The organism is Sulfurospirillum sp. HTRB-L1, assembly GCF_059415125.1.
Map to the genome: position 1 here is coordinate 87,497 of NZ_JCAHZR010000005.1, position 16,456 is coordinate 103,952.

A 16,456-nucleotide genomic window follows, 5' to 3' on the forward strand; every position below is an offset into this window, starting at 1 on the left:
GGGGTTGTTGCGTTGTAAGGCATTTCAGATTGAATTTTTTTTAAAGCAATGGAGCAATTAAGAGTAAAGTAGTTGTTAAAAAAAGGAACGCGACCAATGAGCGAACATAACATCGTCATCTATAACACCGCAGACGGTAAAGCTTCCGTTTCGCTTCTTGCCAAAGATGGTACGGCGTGGCTTAGCCAAGGGCAGTTGGCGGAGCTTTTTGCGACCTCAAAACAAAATATAAGTTTACATATTCAAAATATTTTCGAAGAGGGAGAGCTGGCGCAAAATTCAGTTGTCAAGGAATACTTGACAACTGCCAGTGATGGGAAAAATTACTCTGTTTCTCACTACTCTTTGGCGATGATTTTAGCCATTGGTTTTAGGGTGCGAAGCAAAAGAGGGACACAGTTTCGTCAGTGGGCAAACAAAAACCTGAGCGAGTACATGGTTAAAGGTTTTGTGATGGATGATGAAAGGCTTAAAAATCCTGATGGTAAACCTGATTATTTTGATGAATTACTTGCACGCATCAGGGATATACGAGCATCTGAAAAACGATTTTATCAAAAAGTTCGAGAGCTTTTTGCACTAAGCAGCGACTATGATGCCAGCGATAAAGCCACACAGTTATTTTATGCTGAGGCTCAAAATAAACTACTCTTTGCTATTACAGGACAAACAGCCGCTGAGATTATCGTAAGCCGTGCGGATGCTGCACGTTCAAATATGGCACTTACAAGTTTTCAAAGTTCTAAAGTTCGTAAAGTTGATATATACACCGCCAAAAATTACCTAAGCGTTGATGAGCTAGATAGTCTCAACCGTTTCGTTATCGTATTTTTAGAAACAGCAGAACTAAGAGCTAAAAACCGTCAAGATATAACGATGGAGTTTTGGAGAGAAAATATCGACCGTATTATAGCGTTCAATGACAAAGAGGTGCTCAAAGGACATGGAAGCATTAGCAATGAACAGATGAAAAAAATGGTTGAATCTGTTTACGAAACGTTTGATGAAAAACGAAAAAGATACGAAGCAATCGAAGCGGACAATCAAGACCTTGAAGAGTTACAACAAATTGAAGCCAATGTAAAAAAACGATGAATAATTTTTGATTGAAGAATCAATGAAGTGCTGGGGGCAAGTCTAAAGAAGGAAACAGGCTATTTTTTTGTTCTTACATGTAAAAACGATGAGCTTTGGCGTGGAAGATGTTGCGTTGCGAAGCATTTCATATTGAAATTTTTTCAAAGCAATTGAACAATCAATAGTAAAGTAGTTGTTAAAAAAGGTAAAACATGGCAAATATAACAGTGCTTGACAATGAAATTACAATTTTAAAAATAGAAGATGAAGATTATATATCACTTACTGATATGCTCAAGGCTAAGGACGGTGATTTTTTTATATCGGATTGGCTGAGAAATAGAAATACTATAGAGTATTTAGGAATTTGGGAGAAGCTTTACAATCCAAATTTTAATTATGGCGAATTCGCCGTAATTACATCTCAAGCAGGACTCAATAGTTACAAGTTAAGTGTTAAAGAGTGGAACGCAAAGACAAACGCTATAGGAGTCGTAGCCAAAGCGGGGCGATATGGTGGAACATATGCCCATAAAGACATCGCTTTTGAGTTTGGGATGTGGATAAGTGCGGAGTTCAAAATCTACCTTATCAAAGAGTTCCAAAGACTTAAAGATGAGGAGCTAAAACAACTCGGTTGGGATATTCGCCGAAATCTCACCAAGATTAATTACCGCATTCACACCGATGCCATTGAGCTAAATCTCATACCAAAAACTCTTACGCCTCAGCAGATTAGCCATGTTTATGCCAGTGAAGCTGACATCTTAAACGTAGCACTTTTTGGTATGAGTGCAAAAATGTGGCGAGATGCAAATCCTGAGAGAAAAGGCAATATCCGTGATGATGCCGATGTCAGCCAATTGGTTTGTTTGGCAAATTTAGAAACACTGAATGCGCTCTTTATCCAAGAAGGATTGGGACAAAAAGAGAGGCTTCAAAGGCTCAATGCAATTGCTATCCAGCAGATGCAAATTTTGACCGACAATGTGGTTGGCAAGCTGATAAAATGAGTAAAGTGTGTTTACATGTAAGGATAGTTGCAGAGTTATGAAAAAAGGAAATTATAATGAATGAAGTTGAAGAAAAAGGTGACAAGGCTACTTTTTTATCCTTACATGTAAAAAATGATGGGCTTTGGCGCGTGGGTTGGTTGTGTTGCAAAGCATTTCACATTGAAATTTTTTCAAAGTAATGAGTTGGATAAAAAATCAGTATGTCGGGAATTCCGACGTACTGCCAGGGGCATAAAAAAGTGACAGGCAACTTGAAGGGCTTATGCCCCCCCTATTTCACCTTACGCCATAGGCTCTAAATCTTTTAGTGTTACAAGCATGTTCGCATCCCACAAAATATACGCTCTTGCGCCCGTTGATTTTGTGCTTCCGCCTGCTTTTTTCCCTTCTTGGGTCAGGTGAAAGTCTTTGTTTTTCTTTTCTAGATACCCAAGCAAGACTAATTTTTTGTTGAGCTCATTGGTTTTCATTTCAAGTTGTGCTGCTAGCTTTGAAGTCGTTAGCTTTGTTGCATCCTTCTCTTTTTTCGGATTTATCGGTTTTGCATTTTCCATTTGGCACCTTGTGTTTTTGGGGCATTATACCTCATTTAAGACCTATTAGATTTGGTAGATTTTTTGCCCGTGGTTGCTGTCTTCCAAAAAAACGGAAGTGAAACCTCAGTATTGCCATCTTTAAAGATACCAACGTCGATTAACCGACCAAGCACCCCCCCTAAATATTCTTTTACTATTAATTTAAAAAATTAAATTTATGGCGAAAGTAAAAACTCTTTATGGTACTCTTTTATGGAATTTACCAAGCGCGAGGAGGGCAAAATGGGCAACAAGTTTGTGTACGGTTTTGAAGAGGGTAGCGCTGATTTAAAAGAGTTGCTAGGTGGAAAAGGGGCCAATCTAGCGGTCATGACGAGGCTAGGAATCCCCGTTCCCCCTGGTTTTATCATCACCACAGAGGCTTGCCAGGCGTACTACAAGGGCGACACAAAGGCCATCTCCGCTTCCATTGCAGAAGAATACATCCAGCATCTGGGCAAACTCGAAGCAAGAATGGGCAAGAAGTTGGGAGACGACAAAGACCCCTTGCTTGTTTCTGTTCGCTCAGGCGGTGCTATCTCTATGCCGGGCATGATGGACACTATTTTAAATCTGGGCCTAAACAGCACATCCGTCCTTGGGCTCATCGCGCAAACCTCCAACCCAAGATTTGCCTACGATTCGTACCGTAGGTTTGTGATGATGTTTGGCGACGTGGTCATGGGTGTGCCTTCCCATCTTTTTGAAGCGGCCCTAGAGGCCATCAAAAATGAAAAAAATGTCACCCTAGACACAGAACTTACTGCGGAGGATTTCAAAAAACTCGTAGGCCAGTTTGAAGAGATTATCCAAAAACACACTGGCCAATCTTTCCCCCAGTCGCCCCAAGTGCAGCTAGCGATGTCCATCGAGGCCATTTTCAAGTCTTGGAACAACAGCCGTGCTATTTTGTACCGCGAGCTAAACAACCTCAAAAGCCTTTCAGGCACAGCCGCAACGGTGCAAGCCATGGTTTTTGGCAACAAGGGAGAGACATCGGGGACGGGCGTATGTTTTAGCAGAAACCCTTCCACTGGCGAAAACCTCTTTTACGGCGAATACCTCATGAACGCCCAAGGCGAAGACGTGGTTGCGGGCACAAGAACGCCACTGAGCATTGAGGGGTTGAGGCACCAAAACGAGGCCCTTTACGAAGAGCTAGTTGGCTACAAAGACAAGCTAGAGCAACACACTACCGACATGCAAGACATGGAGTTTACCATCGAAGAGGGCAAGTTGTGGATGCTACAAACCAGAAGCGGCAAAAGAACCGCGGCTGCGGCCGTGAGAATCGCAGTAGAGATGGCAAAAGAGGGCTTGATCGATGAAAAACAAGCGGTTTTGAGGGTGGAGCCCGCACAGCTTGACCAGTTGTTACACAAGCAGCTTGACCCTGAGGCCACCAAAGCCGCCACGGTCTTGGGCAAAGGGTTACCCGCCTCTCCAGGCGCTGCGGTGGGTAAAATCGTATTTGACGCAGAAGAAGCCCACAGAAGAAACGAAGCGGGCGAAAAGGTTATCTTGGTGAGGGTGGAAACGTCTCCTGAGGATTTGATGGGGATGAACGCCGCACAGGGCATTTTGACCACCAGAGGCGGCATGACATCTCACGCCGCGGTAGTGGCTAGGGGCATGGGCAAGTGCTGTGTCGCAGGCTGTAGCGACGCGCTCATTAACGAAGAGAAAAAAACACTCACCATGAGGGGCAAAACTCTCAACGATGGAGAGTACATCACCCTTGATGGCTCTATGGGTGCCGTTTACGAGGGGCGAGTTGCGACCATTGAGCCAGAACTTTCGGGTTATTTTGGTGAGCTAATGACCATGGCCGATAAGTTTAGAACGCTACTGGTTAAAACCAATGCCGACAACCCAAAAGACGCGCTAACTGCCATCAAATTTGGCGCGCAGGGTATCGGCTTGTGCCGTACAGAACACATGTTTTTTGACGCTTCAAGAATCCAAGCGGTGCGAGAGATGATTGTGGCCAAAGATACCCAAAGCAGGGTCAAAGCACTCGATAAACTCTTGCCCTACCAAGAAAAAGACTTCCAAGAAATCTTTGAAGCCCTTGAGGGAAAACCCGCCATCATTCGGCTTTTAGACCCGCCGTTGCATGAGTTTTTACCAAGGGACGAGGCCGGCATCAGCGAAGTTGCTAGGGAGGTTGGCGTTACCAAAGAGGAGCTTAAGCAGACCATTGATGGCCTCCATGAGTTTAACCCCATGCTTGGATTTAGAGGGTGTCGCCTTGGCGTGGTTTACCCTGAAATCTCCCAAATGCAAGCCAGGGCTATTTTTCAAGCGGCCCTAAAAGTTCCCCACTGCGAGCCTTGGATCGAGATTCCTTTGGTGGGACATGTGAAAGAGTATCTTTTTCTAAAGGAGGTCATCGAAAAGGTGGCCCTTGAAGTTGGGGCTGTTGCGTATAAAATTGGCACGATGATTGAGGTGCCTAGAGCCGCTTTGACTGCTGGCGAGCTAGCGCCCCACTGTGATTTTTTTAGCTTTGGAACCAACGATTTGACCCAAATGTGCTGTGGATTTTCCAGAGACGATGCGGACTCTTTTTTAAAGCACTATGTGAGCAAGGGCATTTACGAAAAAGACCCGTTCCAAAGCCTAGACCAAAGCGGTGTGGGCAAGCTGATGGAGATTTGTGTCACCCAAGCAAGAGCGGTAAATCCCGCCCTTCACATAGGCATTTGCGGTGAGCACGGTGGCGACCCTGAGTCGGTGGAGTTTTGCCACAGGCTTGGACTGGACGAAGTTTCTTGCTCACCTTACCGCGTACCCATCGCAAGATTGGCCGCGGCGCACGGGGCGATTAAAGCTTTAAAGTAGGGGTTATGGGCTTACATGTAAGCCCATAATTACGCATTTTCTAGGGCTTTTTCCACTAGCGCATTGACCACGCTTGGGTTGGCTTTGCCGCCTGTGGCTTTGAGGGTTTGGCCGACAAAAAAGCGCAAAAGTTTTGTGTTACCCGCTTTGTATTTGGAGACGTTTTCGGGGTTTTTGGCGATGATGTCATCGATGATGGGCGCAATTTGCGCGGGGTCGCTGATTTGCGTGAGGCCCTTGGCTTCGACGATGGCTTTTGGGTTTTCCCCTGTTTGGCACATCTGTTCAAACACTTGCTTGGAGGTACTGCTTGAAATCACTCCCTCGTCTACAAGCTTAGCCAGTTCCGCCACGTCTTTGGCGCCAAATTTGAGCACTCCTGCTTGTTTAAGCTCCCTTGCCACGTCGTTTGCCACGATGTTGGCGATGCCTACAGGACTTTTGAACACCAAGAGCGCCTCTTCGTAAAATCCACTAAGCACTTCGTCACGCGCGAGGGTGTTGGCTATCTCGGCGTTGAGTCCAAGGGCGTTGGTGTAGCGCTCAAACCGCTCTTGTTCCTGCGTGCTCATGGGGGCTACCTCACCCTCTACATGGACTTTTTTTGCCTCAGTTTTGGGCGTGCTAGCTTCGGGTTCGTTCTTTTTATTCCACGAATCTTTAAGCCCAACGATTTTATTAAACACAGGCTTCGCATCGGTGTAGTCGATAGGATCGGCGTAAAAATACCCTTGCCGTTCAAACTGAAACCGCTCATCAGGTTTTTCACAAACAACAGCGGGCTCCACAAAAGCACGGGGGATGACATGTAAAGAGTCCGGATTTAAATCCTCTAAACCCTCAGGCGCATCTACCTTGTAAAGCCGCTCATACAGCCGTACTTCTACCTCTTTGGCGTGGCGTGCGCTCACCCAGTGGATGGCACTTTTGACCTTGATGCCGCTGGTGTCCGCGCCACTTTTGGACTCGGGGTGGTAGGTTACTTTGATTTCTACGATGTTTCCGTTTTCATCTTTGACGACCTCTTTACATGTAAGGATGTAGGCGTGTTTGAGGCGCACGGGCTGGTTGGGCGTGAGGCGAAAATACCCGCTGGGTGGGTTTTCACTAAAGTCATCCCGCTCGATGTAGATTTCTTTAGAAAAAGGCAGTTTGCGTGAACCAACTTTAGGCACATCATGGGGGTAATAAGAGGCGTCAATCTCCTCCTCTCCCTCGTAGTTTTCGATGGTGACTTTGAGCGGGTCAAGCACACACATCACGCGGGGGACTTTGGTGTTTAAATCATCCCTGATGCAAAATTCAAGCTGTGCCACGTCAACCATGGAGTTTGCCTTGGCGATGCCAATTTGCTCACAAAAGGTGAGGATAGACTCCGCCGTGTAGCCCCTGCGCTTGTAGCCCGCGATGGTAGGTAGGCGCGGGTCGTCCCACCCGTGCACATAGCCGCCATGGACCAGTTCTAAAAGCTTTCGTTTGCTCATGACCGTGTAGTTCATGCCAAGGCGTGCAAATTCGTGTTGGTAAGGGCGAGGCGGAGTGAGTTCAAGGGCGTCTAGCACCCAATCATACAGCTCGCGGTTGTTTTCAAACTCTAAGGTGCAGATGGAGTGGGTTACCCCTTCGATGTAATCTGACAAGCCGTGGGCGAAATCGTACATGGGGTAGATGCACCACGAGTCGCCCGTCCTAAAGTGGTGGGCGTGGCGAATGCGGTAGAGTAGGGGGTCGCGCATTTTCATGTTGGAAGCATTCATGTCGATTTTGGCTCTTAGGACGTGTGCGCCGTTTTGAAATTCACCTTGTTTCATGCGGGCAAAAAGGTCGAGGTTTTCTTCGACACTACGCTGTGCGTAAACGCTGCGTCGTCCCGCTTCGGTGACGGTTCCACGGTGCGCTTTTATCTCCTCTTCGTTTGAGCTATCCACATAGGCTTTGCCCATTTTGATAAGCGCAACCGCGTAGTCGTAGAGTTTTGGAAAGTAATCCGACGCATAGCGCACCTCGCCGTTCCACGTAAACCCTAGCCATTCTACGGCATCTTTAAGGGCTTCGACGTAACGCATGTCTTCAGTGGTGGGGTTGGTGTCGTCCATGCGCAGGTTGCAGTGACCGTTGTAGTCTTGGGCGATGCCGAAGTTGATGCAGATGGATTTGGCGTGTCCGATGTGGGGAAATCCGTTTGGCTCAGGGGGGAAGCGCGTGATAATCTTGTTGTATTTTCCAGACGCTAAGTCTTCTTCCACGATGGTGCGTAAAAAATCTTTGCTTTCACTCATTGCATAAAACCTTTTTGATTTGTAAAAGGCGTATTTTAGCATGCGCTGGATTAATTACAAACCAAATTCCGCGAAAAGCCCCCCGAAACGTTTCTCAAGCACTGTCTTTGGCGCTCACGGGCTCTATGTCAGCATAAGGTATCCAAAAAGCGTTTTTTTCTTCGTTGTGGCAAGATAAAAAGTACTGATTGATTTCATCCCCAAACTGGACAAGCAGTTGGAGTTCGCTTTTTGAAAAAGCCAGGTGCGCAATCTCCCTTTTTCTGATTACCCTACCAACATGGTTAATCAGCTTCCAATAATTTCGCCTCAACCCCACCTCAACGGAGGGTGTTTTGGTTCCTTGAAATGTCGTTACCTTGACACAATGATTAAGCAAGCAATGCATGGCCATCCCTTTTGTGAGTATTTTTAAACAGCATGATGTTGAGGGGGAGTATAATCTAGAAGTGTGAGTTAAGTGTAAGTTTTATGAGGGTCAAAAAGGTGTACACAGTAAGTTATCTAACACAACCCCTTAAGTAAATATTCTACATGTAACGAATATAATAAAAACCATTTTCATATTTGACAAAAAAAGGGGAACTTGTGAGGCTGTTGTTCCGCTGTGCGCTAGGGGTTTTTGGGATGGCGTTGCTTGCCCTTTCTGGGGTGGCTAGAGACTGGGATGAGATCACCGCTTCGGGTGTGCTCCACGTGGGCATGCGCGACCTCTCGCCTCTTGCGCGCGACTCAAACAGCAAGGAATACCCTGGCTTTTTGTACGAGATGGCCCAAGCATTTGCCAAAGAAAACAACCTGCGTTTGGAAGTGCACATCATGGATTCTTTTGTGGGTTATTGGACGAAAGAGGGTGAGATTTTGACCCAAACAAGCCGCATTGCCACCCCAGATATCTACCGCACTATCGACTTTGCCGCCGAAGCGTTCACGGTAACTCCCTTGCGCCAAAAACTTGTACACCTAAGCCCCTACATCGACAACATGGAGTTGTTTTTTGGCACCAACGATAGCCCGTTGCGCGAGTACAAAGACCTCATCGGCAAGCGCGTGTTGTTGTATGAGAGTATGAGTTTTTTCCCTGTGCTGAAAGCGGAGCTGGAGGCGCGAGAGATACCTTACGAGACGACCTATATTCGTCAGGAGGAAGATGCTGTTGTGCTTTTGAAGCCCCGCATAGACAGGAAGGACAAGGTCAATCTTTATCTTTTTCCTGCTGGTGCCACCGCTGATGGCAAGCTGGTGTATCACTACATCGCTAAAAAATTTGCCGATGCAAGCATCAACGACAGCCTTGGTATCATCTTTCGCCTCTTTTCCAACAGCTACTACACCCAAAACCTCAGGCCTTATTTTCCCGTCAATGCCACGCGCACGCAGCTAGCATGGGGGTCAAGCCATGAGAGTCCAGTTCTTAATGCCAAGATAGACGCGTTTATCAAGCAGTACAAAGACTTAGGCGCTTTTTCAGAACAACTCGAACGCTACACGGGCATGAACTTAAACGATTACCACGCTTTGATTGAAATGATTGAGTAGCACATGAACATTGAGCGGAAGATTTTCACGGGGTTTTTGTTCATCTTTACCCTTGTGTTTGTCCTTTCTGCTTGGGCTTATTTTGCCCATTTTGAAACAACCCTTTCCGCACATCAGCGCATCCAAGCGGGCGTGGTCAATGCCAATGTTTACAACGACTTAAAAAACACCCTAGCCAACAATACCTCCGCACTCAAAAACCTTGAAAGTGACGGTGACATCGCTTTGGCGTATGATGCTGTGCCGTGGCTTTCGGTGGTGGGAGTAGGGAAATTAAAGCGCAATTTTCAACGTACTTTTGAAAACTACCCTTACATCAGCACGGTTTCTTTTTACAAAAACAATGTGCTTTTGGTTAAGGTGGTCAAAGAGGGGCCTTCTTTGGAGGCGGCTATTTTTGAGGCTTCTGTGGATTTTGGGATACAAGGCTCAAAGGTCTTGGTGGAGACTGACATGACGCTGTTTTTACAACGCCAACTTGCCCAAAACCGCATCAGAGGATTGCGCTACCTCACCTTAGAAAAAGAAGGGATGATGTGGCTCATCACACCCAAGGGCTATGCCCGTTACGGGGGCGATGAAATCAAAATGGACAAAGCGTTTTCACTGGGCGAACAAAAGCTAGTTTCTTCGGCGTGCATGCATGTGGAAAACACAGGTTATTGCCTCAAAAGCCTCATTTCCCACGAATACTACTACGACGCGCTCAGGTCATTGATTGTTCGTACGGTGGCTTTGTATATTGGGGTAGCCTTGGTGATGTATTTTGTGGCAAAGTACCTCTCCATACTCATCATACAACCCATTAAAACCCTAGAACACGCCACCAAGCGCTACACCGAGGGGGATTTTTCACCCATTGCGCTAAAGGGTGAAGGGGAGATAGCCAGTGCCATTACCGCCTTTAATACCATGGGCCACCGTATCAAAAACTTCACCGGAGAGCTTCAAGAAGAGGTGAGGCTGCGCACCCAAGAGCTTACCGACGCCAACCAAAAACTCACCCGTCTTGCCTCCACAGATGCCCTCACGGGTTTGTACAATCGTGGCAAGATAGACGAACTGGTGCAAGTCGAACTTGAACGGTTTAGGCGATTTGCCCACCCCTTTTGCATTGTCTTGATTGATTTGGATGATTTTAAGGGCATCAACGACACTTGCGGGCATCAAGCAGGAGATATGGTGCTTAGGGAGTTTGCTAAAATCCTCCAAACCGCGACCCGTAAGACCGACAGTGCAGGGCGTTGGGGCGGGGAAGAGTTTTTGGTACTTTCTCCTGGCACCACCCTTGCGGGTGCCAAAACCCTTGCGCAAACCATCATTAACACCTTAAGACAAAGGACCTTTGCGGGTGTGGGTAAAGTAAGTGTGAGCATCGGCGTTGCCCAATACCGCCAAGGCGAAACCTACAAAGACTTTTTTGCCCGCGTAGACCGCAACCTGTACACCGCTAAAACCACGGGCAAAGACCGCGTAGTCGGTTAAAGCACCACCGCGAGTCCACCACAGGATGTTTCGCGGTATTTGGGGTTCATGTCTTTGCCCGTTTGGCGCATGGCTTCTACCACTTGGTCAAGGGTCACGCGCGCGGGTACGTCGTTGCGCGCGAGTGCCATGCTTGCCGCGTTGATGGCGGTCACCGCCGCAAGGCCATTGCGTTCGATGCAAGGAATCTGCACTTGGCCATTCACGGGGTCGCAGGTGAGTCCCAAGTGGTGCTCCATGGCAATTTCCGCTGCCATCATGACACTTTGAGGGGATGCGTCTAGGAAGTCTGCTAAACCCGCTGCGGCCATGGAGCTAGCCACTCCCACTTCTCCCTGACAACCCACTTCCGCGCCAGAAATGGAAGCATTGCGTTTAAACAATCCTCCGATAGCCGAACTTACCAGAAAGAACCGAAGCAAAGTGTTTGCATTTAGCGGTTCGATGAACTTGTGAATGTACATGAGTACCGCAGGGACAATCCCACACGCCCCGTTCGTAGGCGCTGTGACCACGCGCCCGCCGTTGGCATTTTCCTCAGAAACCGCCATGGCGAAGAGGTTAACCCAATCCATTTGCACCATGAGTGCAGACGTTTTTGGCTTGGGGTTTTGAAGGGCAAGGTAAAGCGTGTGGGCACGTCTAGCGAGTGCCGTGGGAGCAGGAAGCGCGCCTTCTTGTCCCATGCCCCGTTCCATGCCTTCTTGCATGGTGCGCCACAACGCATCCACGTATGCATCAATCTCCTCTTGGGTGTGAAAGGCGCGTTCGTTAGCCAATAAACACGCGCTCAAAGAACGCCCTTTGCAGTGGGAAAGCAAGGCCGAAGCGCTCTCAAAAGGGTAGGGTACGGAAGGCTCGTGGTGGGGTTTTTGGGTGCTGTTTTCTTCTTGGATAAATCCGCCACCCGTGGAGTAATACACATTTTCATGCACACTTTCCTCTCCTGTTTTTGCCACAAAACGCATCCCGTTTTCATGGTGAGGCAAGGGGGTGTTTTCAAAATGGATAGTGAGGGTCAAAGAATGGTTGCCGTGGGTGATGGTTCCTTGTGTTTTCCACGTATGGGTGAGGGTTTCGATGGCTTCAATGGGGATATTTTGCGGTGAAAATCCACAAAAACCAAGCATCAGCGCTACATCGCTTAAGTGGCCTTTGCCTGTGGCTCCCAAGGAACCATGCAGCCAAGCAACCAGTGCCGTGGTGCGTTCCAAAAGCCCCTTTGTTTTAAGGGTATCCATAAAACGCGCCGCGGCTACCATAGGCCCGAAAGTATGGGAACTTGAAGGCCCAATACCGATTTTATACAGGTCAAACAAGGAGATGTACATGTAAGCTCTTTTTTGAAAGAATCATACCACAGGAACTTAAAGAGTTTAGGTTATAATTGTTGCTTTATGTAAAAGGGTGATAAGTGATTAAGGTTAAAAAGATTTTTCTCAACCACGGTTTTACGCCCATAGACCCCAGTGTATTTAAAGAAAATACACCTATTGATTTTGACTGCTATATTCAGCGTTTTCACGGCTTTGTTATTTTGGTTGAGCAAGGCACGCACATTAACAGCGAGATATATAAAAAACTTACGCGCCCCCAGGCAAAAATTTACGTGGAAAATAAACAATTTAAACGCTACAGACACTACTGTCAAACCCATGGTGTGAGTGCGGTGGTGCCAAGTTACGAGGAAGCCCTTGCCCGTGCGCAAGCTTTTGTTCACTCCTTTAGCGATGTGGTGGAAACGAAAGAAAAACTCAACGCCATTTACCTCAATGCCAATCACCTTTTGGGTGCGTGGCTTCGGGAAAATAAAGAAAAAAAACTTCCTGTTCAGATGCTTTTAGATTTGGCAGAATCTCTTGTAGAGATAAACAACGAGGAAAAAATAACCCTTTCTATGTTCAATGATTTTCTTGATGACACGCACGCACTCTCGGCACATTTGACCAAAGTGGCCTTTTTTGTTTCCATTGTTGCTGGTCGCATAGGCGTTGATTTGACCGATCAGCGCGACCTTGTTTTTGCTGCTTTGGTGCATGATATCGGACAAACAACACTGGATGAGGAGTTGTTGCAAAAGACTGGGCCACTTAGTGAAGAGGAATTTCGACGTATTCAGACGCACCCCAAAGAGAGTGTTTCGCTCTTGCGAAAGCACAAGGTGTATACCCGCTCCGTGCTTCAAGCAGTGCAAGAACACCACGAACGCTTGGATGGCAGTGGCTACCCCTACCGCTTAAAGCAAGAAACCTTAAGTCAGTTTGGTAGGGTTTTGGCGGTGTGCGATGTGTTTGATGCGCTCATCACCACCAAGCCTTACCGTTTGGCCTACAGCACCTTTAACGCGCTACGGCTCATTCAAAAGGAATACAAAAACAAGCTTGACATGCGCTATGTCAAGCTTCTTATTGGGCACTTGCAGTAATGGGCGGTAGCGCCACTCCAAGGCTCAGTGCCATAGCTTTGAGGAGTTGAATTTCACTGGGGTTTACTATCCCGTCAAATCCCACGCACCCAATCATCGCTTCTAGGAGGCGTTGTTTGTGTTTGGGTTGCAAGGTGGAGAGTTCATCTAGCGCGTGTTCAAGTTGCCTAAACCCTAGTGCGGTTTTGTCCAAAAGTTCCATCATCCCAACATCCAGTTTTTCAAAAGCGTGGGCGAAGGCTAGCGTGGTGTCATGGTCGCTTGCATGGGCAAGCACAGAGAGAACCACTTGGGCGTGAGCCTTACATGTAAGGAGTGTTTTATGCCCATTTTTAGGTTCCTTTCCTTCAAGTGATTGGGAGAGGATGGTGTAAAGAGACCACTCTAAGCCACTTACTTTTCCATCGGCCTTGATGAGTGTTTTAAGGGTTTCTTTAAAGGTGGTTAGCTGGGAAGGACTCAGGGCTTTAAGGGTAGGCAAGGCAAGTTCCACCAAAGGCAGGATGAGTTGCGTTTCAAGGCCAGCAAGACGAGTTAAGAGGTCTTTTATTTCGGCGCGTTCGCCAAGTTTTTCCTCTAAAAGGGTGTGCTGGGCAAGCCTAATGACAGGGTCGCTGCTTTGCAAGAGGCCGTAGATGAGCACTTTGGCCAGCAAGGGCTCGTGTGCCGCTTCGTGCAATAGGGGGTCAAGGCGACCCAGAAGAGTTTGGGCATCGTGGATGTTGTGTTCGTGGATTTCCCCTGCTTGGGCGAGAGCACCCAAAACAGCGGCGGTGGCAACGCCTTTGCCGCCAAACCCAAAACGTTCTTTAAGCTTGGCTTCTCGTTTGGGATTTTGAGGTTTGCGCGCAGGGGAGGTGAAGCTGCCATCCCACCTTGGGTCGATGCGTTTGATGCGTTCAGGCAAAGGCGGATGGGTTGCCATGAGTCCTAGAAAACTGCTTGGCTGGGCTTCTCCGAAAAAAAGATGGCTAAACTCCGACGCACCAGAAGTTTTTAGTGCGGTGCCGTGGCTAGACGCACCTATTTTTTTAAGGGCTCCTGCGATACCTGCGGGGTTTCTGGTGTATTGCACTGCGGAAGCATCGGCGAGGTATTCCCGTTGGCGACTGAGGGCTGCGCGAATGAGCCCGCCAAAAAAAGACCCCGCGTACCCTGCGACCATGAGGGCAACCCCTGCGATAAGAAGCGGGGCTTTGTTGTCGTTTTTCCCGCGACTGCGTCCGCTTGAAGCAGCTAGACGAAAGACGATGCGCCCAATAAGTCCGATGAGGATGATGCCATACAGCCACGCCACAAGGCGCATGTTAAGGCGCATATCGCCGTGAAAAATGTGGCTAAACTCGTGAGCCACAACCCCTTGGAGTTCGTCGCGGCTAAGGTGGGTGATGCACCCGCGTGTGAGGCCTACAACGGCGTCGTGTTGGCTGTAACCCGCGGCAAAGGCGTTGATGCCTTCTTCTTCAAGCACGTACACAGGCGGCACGCCTATGCCTGAGGCGATGGCCATCTCTTCGACGACATTGAGGGCGCGGCGCTCATGGGGGTCTTTTGTGCTAGGGTTTAGGAGTTTGCCTCCAAGGCTCTCAGCCACGTTTTTACCCCCGCCTTTGAGTTGCATGTTTTTAAAAAACATGCCCAATAAAACCACCGCGATGACTCCTGTACCTACGTATTCAAGGAGGACAAGCACTTCAGGGGCAAGCAAAGCCCGCGCGCCGTAAACTTGAAAAAGGTGGGCGGTGTTTGCGTCCATGGAGGCAAAGGCAAACACCACAATGGCACTCACTGAAACAATGAGCGCTAATACGCCAAGGCCAAAGAGGAGCACCAAGTGGGTGGTTTTTTGCTTGGCGCGGTCTTGATGTTCAAAAAAATTCATGGCTTAAAAAGAGACTTTAGGCGCTTCTTGGATAGCGGTCTCAAACTCCAACATGCGTGCGTTTTCGGCGTGTCCGAACATGCCAGCAAGAAGAACTGGCGGGAAGGTTTGTTTGTAGGTGTTGTAAGCCGTAACCGCGTCATTAAAGGCTTGTCTAGCGAAAGAGATTTTATTTTCCGTGCTAGTAAGTTCCTCGGAAAAGTGCTGCATGTTGGCCGAAGCTTTAAGGTCTGGGTACGCTTCCACGGCGATGTTAAGGTTTCCCATGGCCCCTTGAAAAGCTTTTTCAGAGCGCATGAAGGTGTCCATGGAGCTAGGACTTGCGGGGTTTTTGGCGACTGCTTCAAGGGCCGAAAGTGCGGTGTTTCTCGCCTTAACCACGTTTTCGAGGGTTTGGCTTTCGTGTTGGAGGTAGGCTTTGACGGTTTCAAGCAAGTTGGGGATGAGGTCATAACGGCGCTTGAGTTGCACTTCGATTTGGGCAAAGGCATTTTCAAGGCGATTTTTCAGCTCCACCAAGCGGTTGTAAACATTCACTGCCAAAAAAAGCACGAGGGCAAGAACGCCAACTAGAACGATAAGAGAAGTACTCATGAAATTCCTTTGTCATAATGGGATGTGAAAGTGTAATCAAATTGCCCTTTGGGCCTCATGAAGGCTTACATGTAAACCCTTTAGCCAATGATTACGGTGAAGCATCCTGTATGAATTTGTCCACCATGCGCCGTGGTGTCGCCCACGCGCGCCGCAGGTTTTCCACCGATAAAAACCCGTAAAGAACCTTGGACGATGGTGTCTTGGGGCCCAGCACATACGCAGATATCTCCCATAACAGCAGCGGGAAGTTTTCCGATAAGTACTGTTGGAACGCCTGGCCCAATGATGGGGCCGCCCACATGGGGAATGGGTGAAGGAAAGGCAGGCGTGGTAAGCGGGCAGGCGTGAAGGTCGGTAACGCGAGCAGCTGGAGGCATGAAAACTCCTTAGTTAATCATGACCATAGCACCGTTGATGGTGACTTGGCTTGAGGATTTGAGGGAAAGTTCTGTGCCAGCATGGATGGAAATCTTAAGCGGGCTGTGCAAGGCAATGCCTTCGTGATTCATGGTGAGTGTGTTGTGGTGTAAGTCGTTGAGGCAAATGGACTGGTCTTTGTCGCTTAAAACAATGCGCAATCCCTTGGGTGTGGTGACCACAAGGGCTTCATTTTCGGTGTCATAATGCATGTGAAGGGTTTCGCTCATGGGAATCCTTTGGAAGATTTTTTCACATTGTACTACAAAAGGGAAATGCAAAAAAGGCACTCCAAAGTAGGCGGAGGTTATAATAGTCCT

Annotated in this window: 15 protein-coding genes; 7 read left to right on the top strand and 8 right to left on the bottom strand. The window is 48.0% G+C overall.

The genetic code is table 11. The features are described 5' to 3' along the window. Positions 1-96 precede the first annotated feature (96 nt). The 3 genes from AC5SLM_RS09600 to AC5SLM_RS09610 all read left to right on the top strand — a co-directional run bounded on the left by AC5SLM_RS09600 (position 97) and on the right by AC5SLM_RS09610 (position 2,272). Positions 97-1,095 carry a virulence RhuM family protein gene (locus AC5SLM_RS09600; protein WP_495250732.1) on the top strand — a complete coding sequence of 333 codons (999 nt, stop codon included), beginning with the start codon at positions 97-99 and terminating at the stop codon, positions 1,093-1,095. A gap of 194 nt (positions 1,096-1,289) precedes the next feature. After that, positions 1,290-2,090 (top strand): KilA-N domain-containing protein, encoded by an 801-nt coding sequence (locus tag AC5SLM_RS09605; RefSeq protein ID WP_495250733.1) that lies wholly within the window; start codon positions 1,290-1,292, stop codon positions 2,088-2,090. A gap of 56 nt (positions 2,091-2,146) precedes the next feature. After that, positions 2,147-2,272 carry a hypothetical protein gene (locus tag AC5SLM_RS09610; RefSeq protein ID WP_495250734.1) on the top strand — a complete coding sequence of 42 codons (126 nt, stop codon included), beginning with the start codon at positions 2,147-2,149 and terminating at the stop codon, positions 2,270-2,272. 102 nt (positions 2,273-2,374) lie between these two features. Here the strand turns inward: AC5SLM_RS09610 and AC5SLM_RS09615 are convergent, their stop codons facing one another. Continuing rightward, on the bottom strand, positions 2,375-2,647 hold the full coding sequence (locus AC5SLM_RS09615) for a hypothetical protein (RefSeq protein ID WP_495250735.1): 273 nt from the start codon (positions 2,645-2,647) through the stop codon (positions 2,375-2,377). A 264-nt stretch (positions 2,648-2,911) separates the two neighbouring features. On the opposite strand from AC5SLM_RS09615, the gene ppdK reads away from it, so the two are divergent. Continuing rightward, the gene (gene ppdK / locus AC5SLM_RS09620; RefSeq protein ID WP_495250736.1) at positions 2,912-5,512 is read left to right on the top strand and encodes a pyruvate, phosphate dikinase; all 2,601 of its coding nucleotides are present in this window, start codon (positions 2,912-2,914) and stop codon (positions 5,510-5,512) included. 29 nt (positions 5,513-5,541) lie between these two features. Here the strand turns inward: ppdK and AC5SLM_RS09625 are convergent, their stop codons facing one another. After that, positions 5,542-7,791 carry a glutamine--tRNA ligase/YqeY domain fusion protein gene (locus AC5SLM_RS09625; protein ID WP_495250737.1) on the bottom strand — a complete coding sequence of 750 codons (2,250 nt, stop codon included), beginning with the start codon at positions 7,789-7,791 and terminating at the stop codon, positions 5,542-5,544. A 94-nt stretch (positions 7,792-7,885) separates the two neighbouring features. Continuing rightward, the gene (locus AC5SLM_RS09630; protein WP_495250738.1) at positions 7,886-8,179 is read right to left on the bottom strand and encodes a hypothetical protein; all 294 of its coding nucleotides are present in this window, start codon (positions 8,177-8,179) and stop codon (positions 7,886-7,888) included. 200 nt (positions 8,180-8,379) lie between these two features. Between AC5SLM_RS09630 and AC5SLM_RS09635 the strand changes: the two genes are divergently transcribed. Continuing rightward, positions 8,380-9,330, top strand: coding sequence for a transglycosylase SLT domain-containing protein (locus AC5SLM_RS09635; RefSeq protein WP_495250739.1), 951 nt, complete (start codon positions 8,380-8,382; stop codon positions 9,328-9,330). A gap of 3 nt (positions 9,331-9,333) precedes the next feature. After that, positions 9,334-10,815, top strand: a complete 1,482-nt coding sequence (locus AC5SLM_RS09640) for a diguanylate cyclase (RefSeq protein WP_495250740.1) — start codon at positions 9,334-9,336, stop codon at positions 10,813-10,815. Here the strand turns inward: AC5SLM_RS09640 and AC5SLM_RS09645 are convergent. Further along, the gene (locus AC5SLM_RS09645) at positions 10,812-12,146 is read right to left on the bottom strand and encodes an L-serine ammonia-lyase (RefSeq protein ID WP_495250741.1); all 1,335 of its coding nucleotides are present in this window, start codon (positions 12,144-12,146) and stop codon (positions 10,812-10,814) included. The two genes, AC5SLM_RS09640 and AC5SLM_RS09645, sit on opposite strands and share 4 nt — an antisense overlap. Before the next feature lie 83 nt (positions 12,147-12,229). On the opposite strand from AC5SLM_RS09645, the gene AC5SLM_RS09650 reads away from it, so the two are divergent. Then, positions 12,230-13,240, top strand: coding sequence for an HD-GYP domain-containing protein (locus AC5SLM_RS09650; protein WP_495250742.1), 1,011 nt, complete (start codon positions 12,230-12,232; stop codon positions 13,238-13,240). Here AC5SLM_RS09650 and AC5SLM_RS09655 read toward each other — a convergent pair. The 4 genes from AC5SLM_RS09655 to AC5SLM_RS09670 all read right to left on the bottom strand — a co-directional run bounded on the left by AC5SLM_RS09655 (position 13,221) and on the right by AC5SLM_RS09670 (position 16,366). Continuing rightward, a complete protein-coding gene (locus tag AC5SLM_RS09655) occupies positions 13,221-15,122 on the bottom strand; it encodes a M48 family metallopeptidase (protein WP_495250743.1) in 1,902 nt (633 codons plus the stop codon). The two genes, AC5SLM_RS09650 and AC5SLM_RS09655, sit on opposite strands and share 20 nt — an antisense overlap. Positions 15,123-15,125: 3 nt before the next feature. Continuing rightward, the gene (locus AC5SLM_RS09660) at positions 15,126-15,716 is read right to left on the bottom strand and encodes a LemA family protein (protein WP_495250744.1); all 591 of its coding nucleotides are present in this window, start codon (positions 15,714-15,716) and stop codon (positions 15,126-15,128) included. An 80-nt stretch (positions 15,717-15,796) separates the two neighbouring features. Next, complete coding sequence (locus AC5SLM_RS09665) at positions 15,797-16,096, bottom strand: PAAR domain-containing protein (protein ID WP_495250745.1); 300 nt, start codon at positions 16,094-16,096, stop codon at positions 15,797-15,799. A gap of 9 nt (positions 16,097-16,105) precedes the next feature. Further along, positions 16,106-16,366, bottom strand: coding sequence for a hypothetical protein (locus AC5SLM_RS09670; protein WP_495250746.1), 261 nt, complete (start codon positions 16,364-16,366; stop codon positions 16,106-16,108). Positions 16,367-16,456: the final 90 nt, after the last annotated feature.

Excerpts from the sequence above, each read along its gene's own strand:
- AC5SLM_RS09670 (WP_495250746.1), bottom strand. The coding sequence starts at position 16,366 with ATGAGCGAAACCCTTCACATGCATTATGACACCGAAAATGAAGCCCTT.
- AC5SLM_RS09605 (WP_495250733.1), top strand. The coding sequence starts at position 1,290 with ATGGCAAATATAACAGTGCTTGACAATGAAATTACAATTTTAAAAATA.
- AC5SLM_RS09660 (WP_495250744.1), bottom strand. The coding sequence starts at position 15,716 with ATGAGTACTTCTCTTATCGTTCTAGTTGGCGTTCTTGCCCTCGTGCTT.
- AC5SLM_RS09625 (WP_495250737.1), bottom strand. The coding sequence starts at position 7,791 with ATGAGTGAAAGCAAAGATTTTTTACGCACCATCGTGGAAGAAGACTTA.
- AC5SLM_RS09610 (WP_495250734.1), top strand. The coding sequence starts at position 2,147 with ATGAATGAAGTTGAAGAAAAAGGTGACAAGGCTACTTTTTTATCCTTA.
- AC5SLM_RS09630 (WP_495250738.1), bottom strand. The coding sequence starts at position 8,179 with ATGCATTGCTTGCTTAATCATTGTGTCAAGGTAACGACATTTCAAGGA.
- AC5SLM_RS09665 (WP_495250745.1), bottom strand. The coding sequence starts at position 16,096 with ATGCCTCCAGCTGCTCGCGTTACCGACCTTCACGCCTGCCCGCTTACC.
- AC5SLM_RS09615 (WP_495250735.1), bottom strand. The coding sequence starts at position 2,647 with ATGGAAAATGCAAAACCGATAAATCCGAAAAAAGAGAAGGATGCAACA.
- AC5SLM_RS09640 (WP_495250740.1), top strand. The coding sequence starts at position 9,334 with ATGAACATTGAGCGGAAGATTTTCACGGGGTTTTTGTTCATCTTTACC.
- AC5SLM_RS09600 (WP_495250732.1), top strand. The coding sequence starts at position 97 with ATGAGCGAACATAACATCGTCATCTATAACACCGCAGACGGTAAAGCT.
- AC5SLM_RS09645 (WP_495250741.1), bottom strand. The coding sequence starts at position 12,146 with ATGTACATCTCCTTGTTTGACCTGTATAAAATCGGTATTGGGCCTTCA.
- ppdK (WP_495250736.1), top strand. The coding sequence starts at position 2,912 with ATGGGCAACAAGTTTGTGTACGGTTTTGAAGAGGGTAGCGCTGATTTA.
- AC5SLM_RS09655 (WP_495250743.1), bottom strand. The coding sequence starts at position 15,122 with ATGAATTTTTTTGAACATCAAGACCGCGCCAAGCAAAAAACCACCCAC.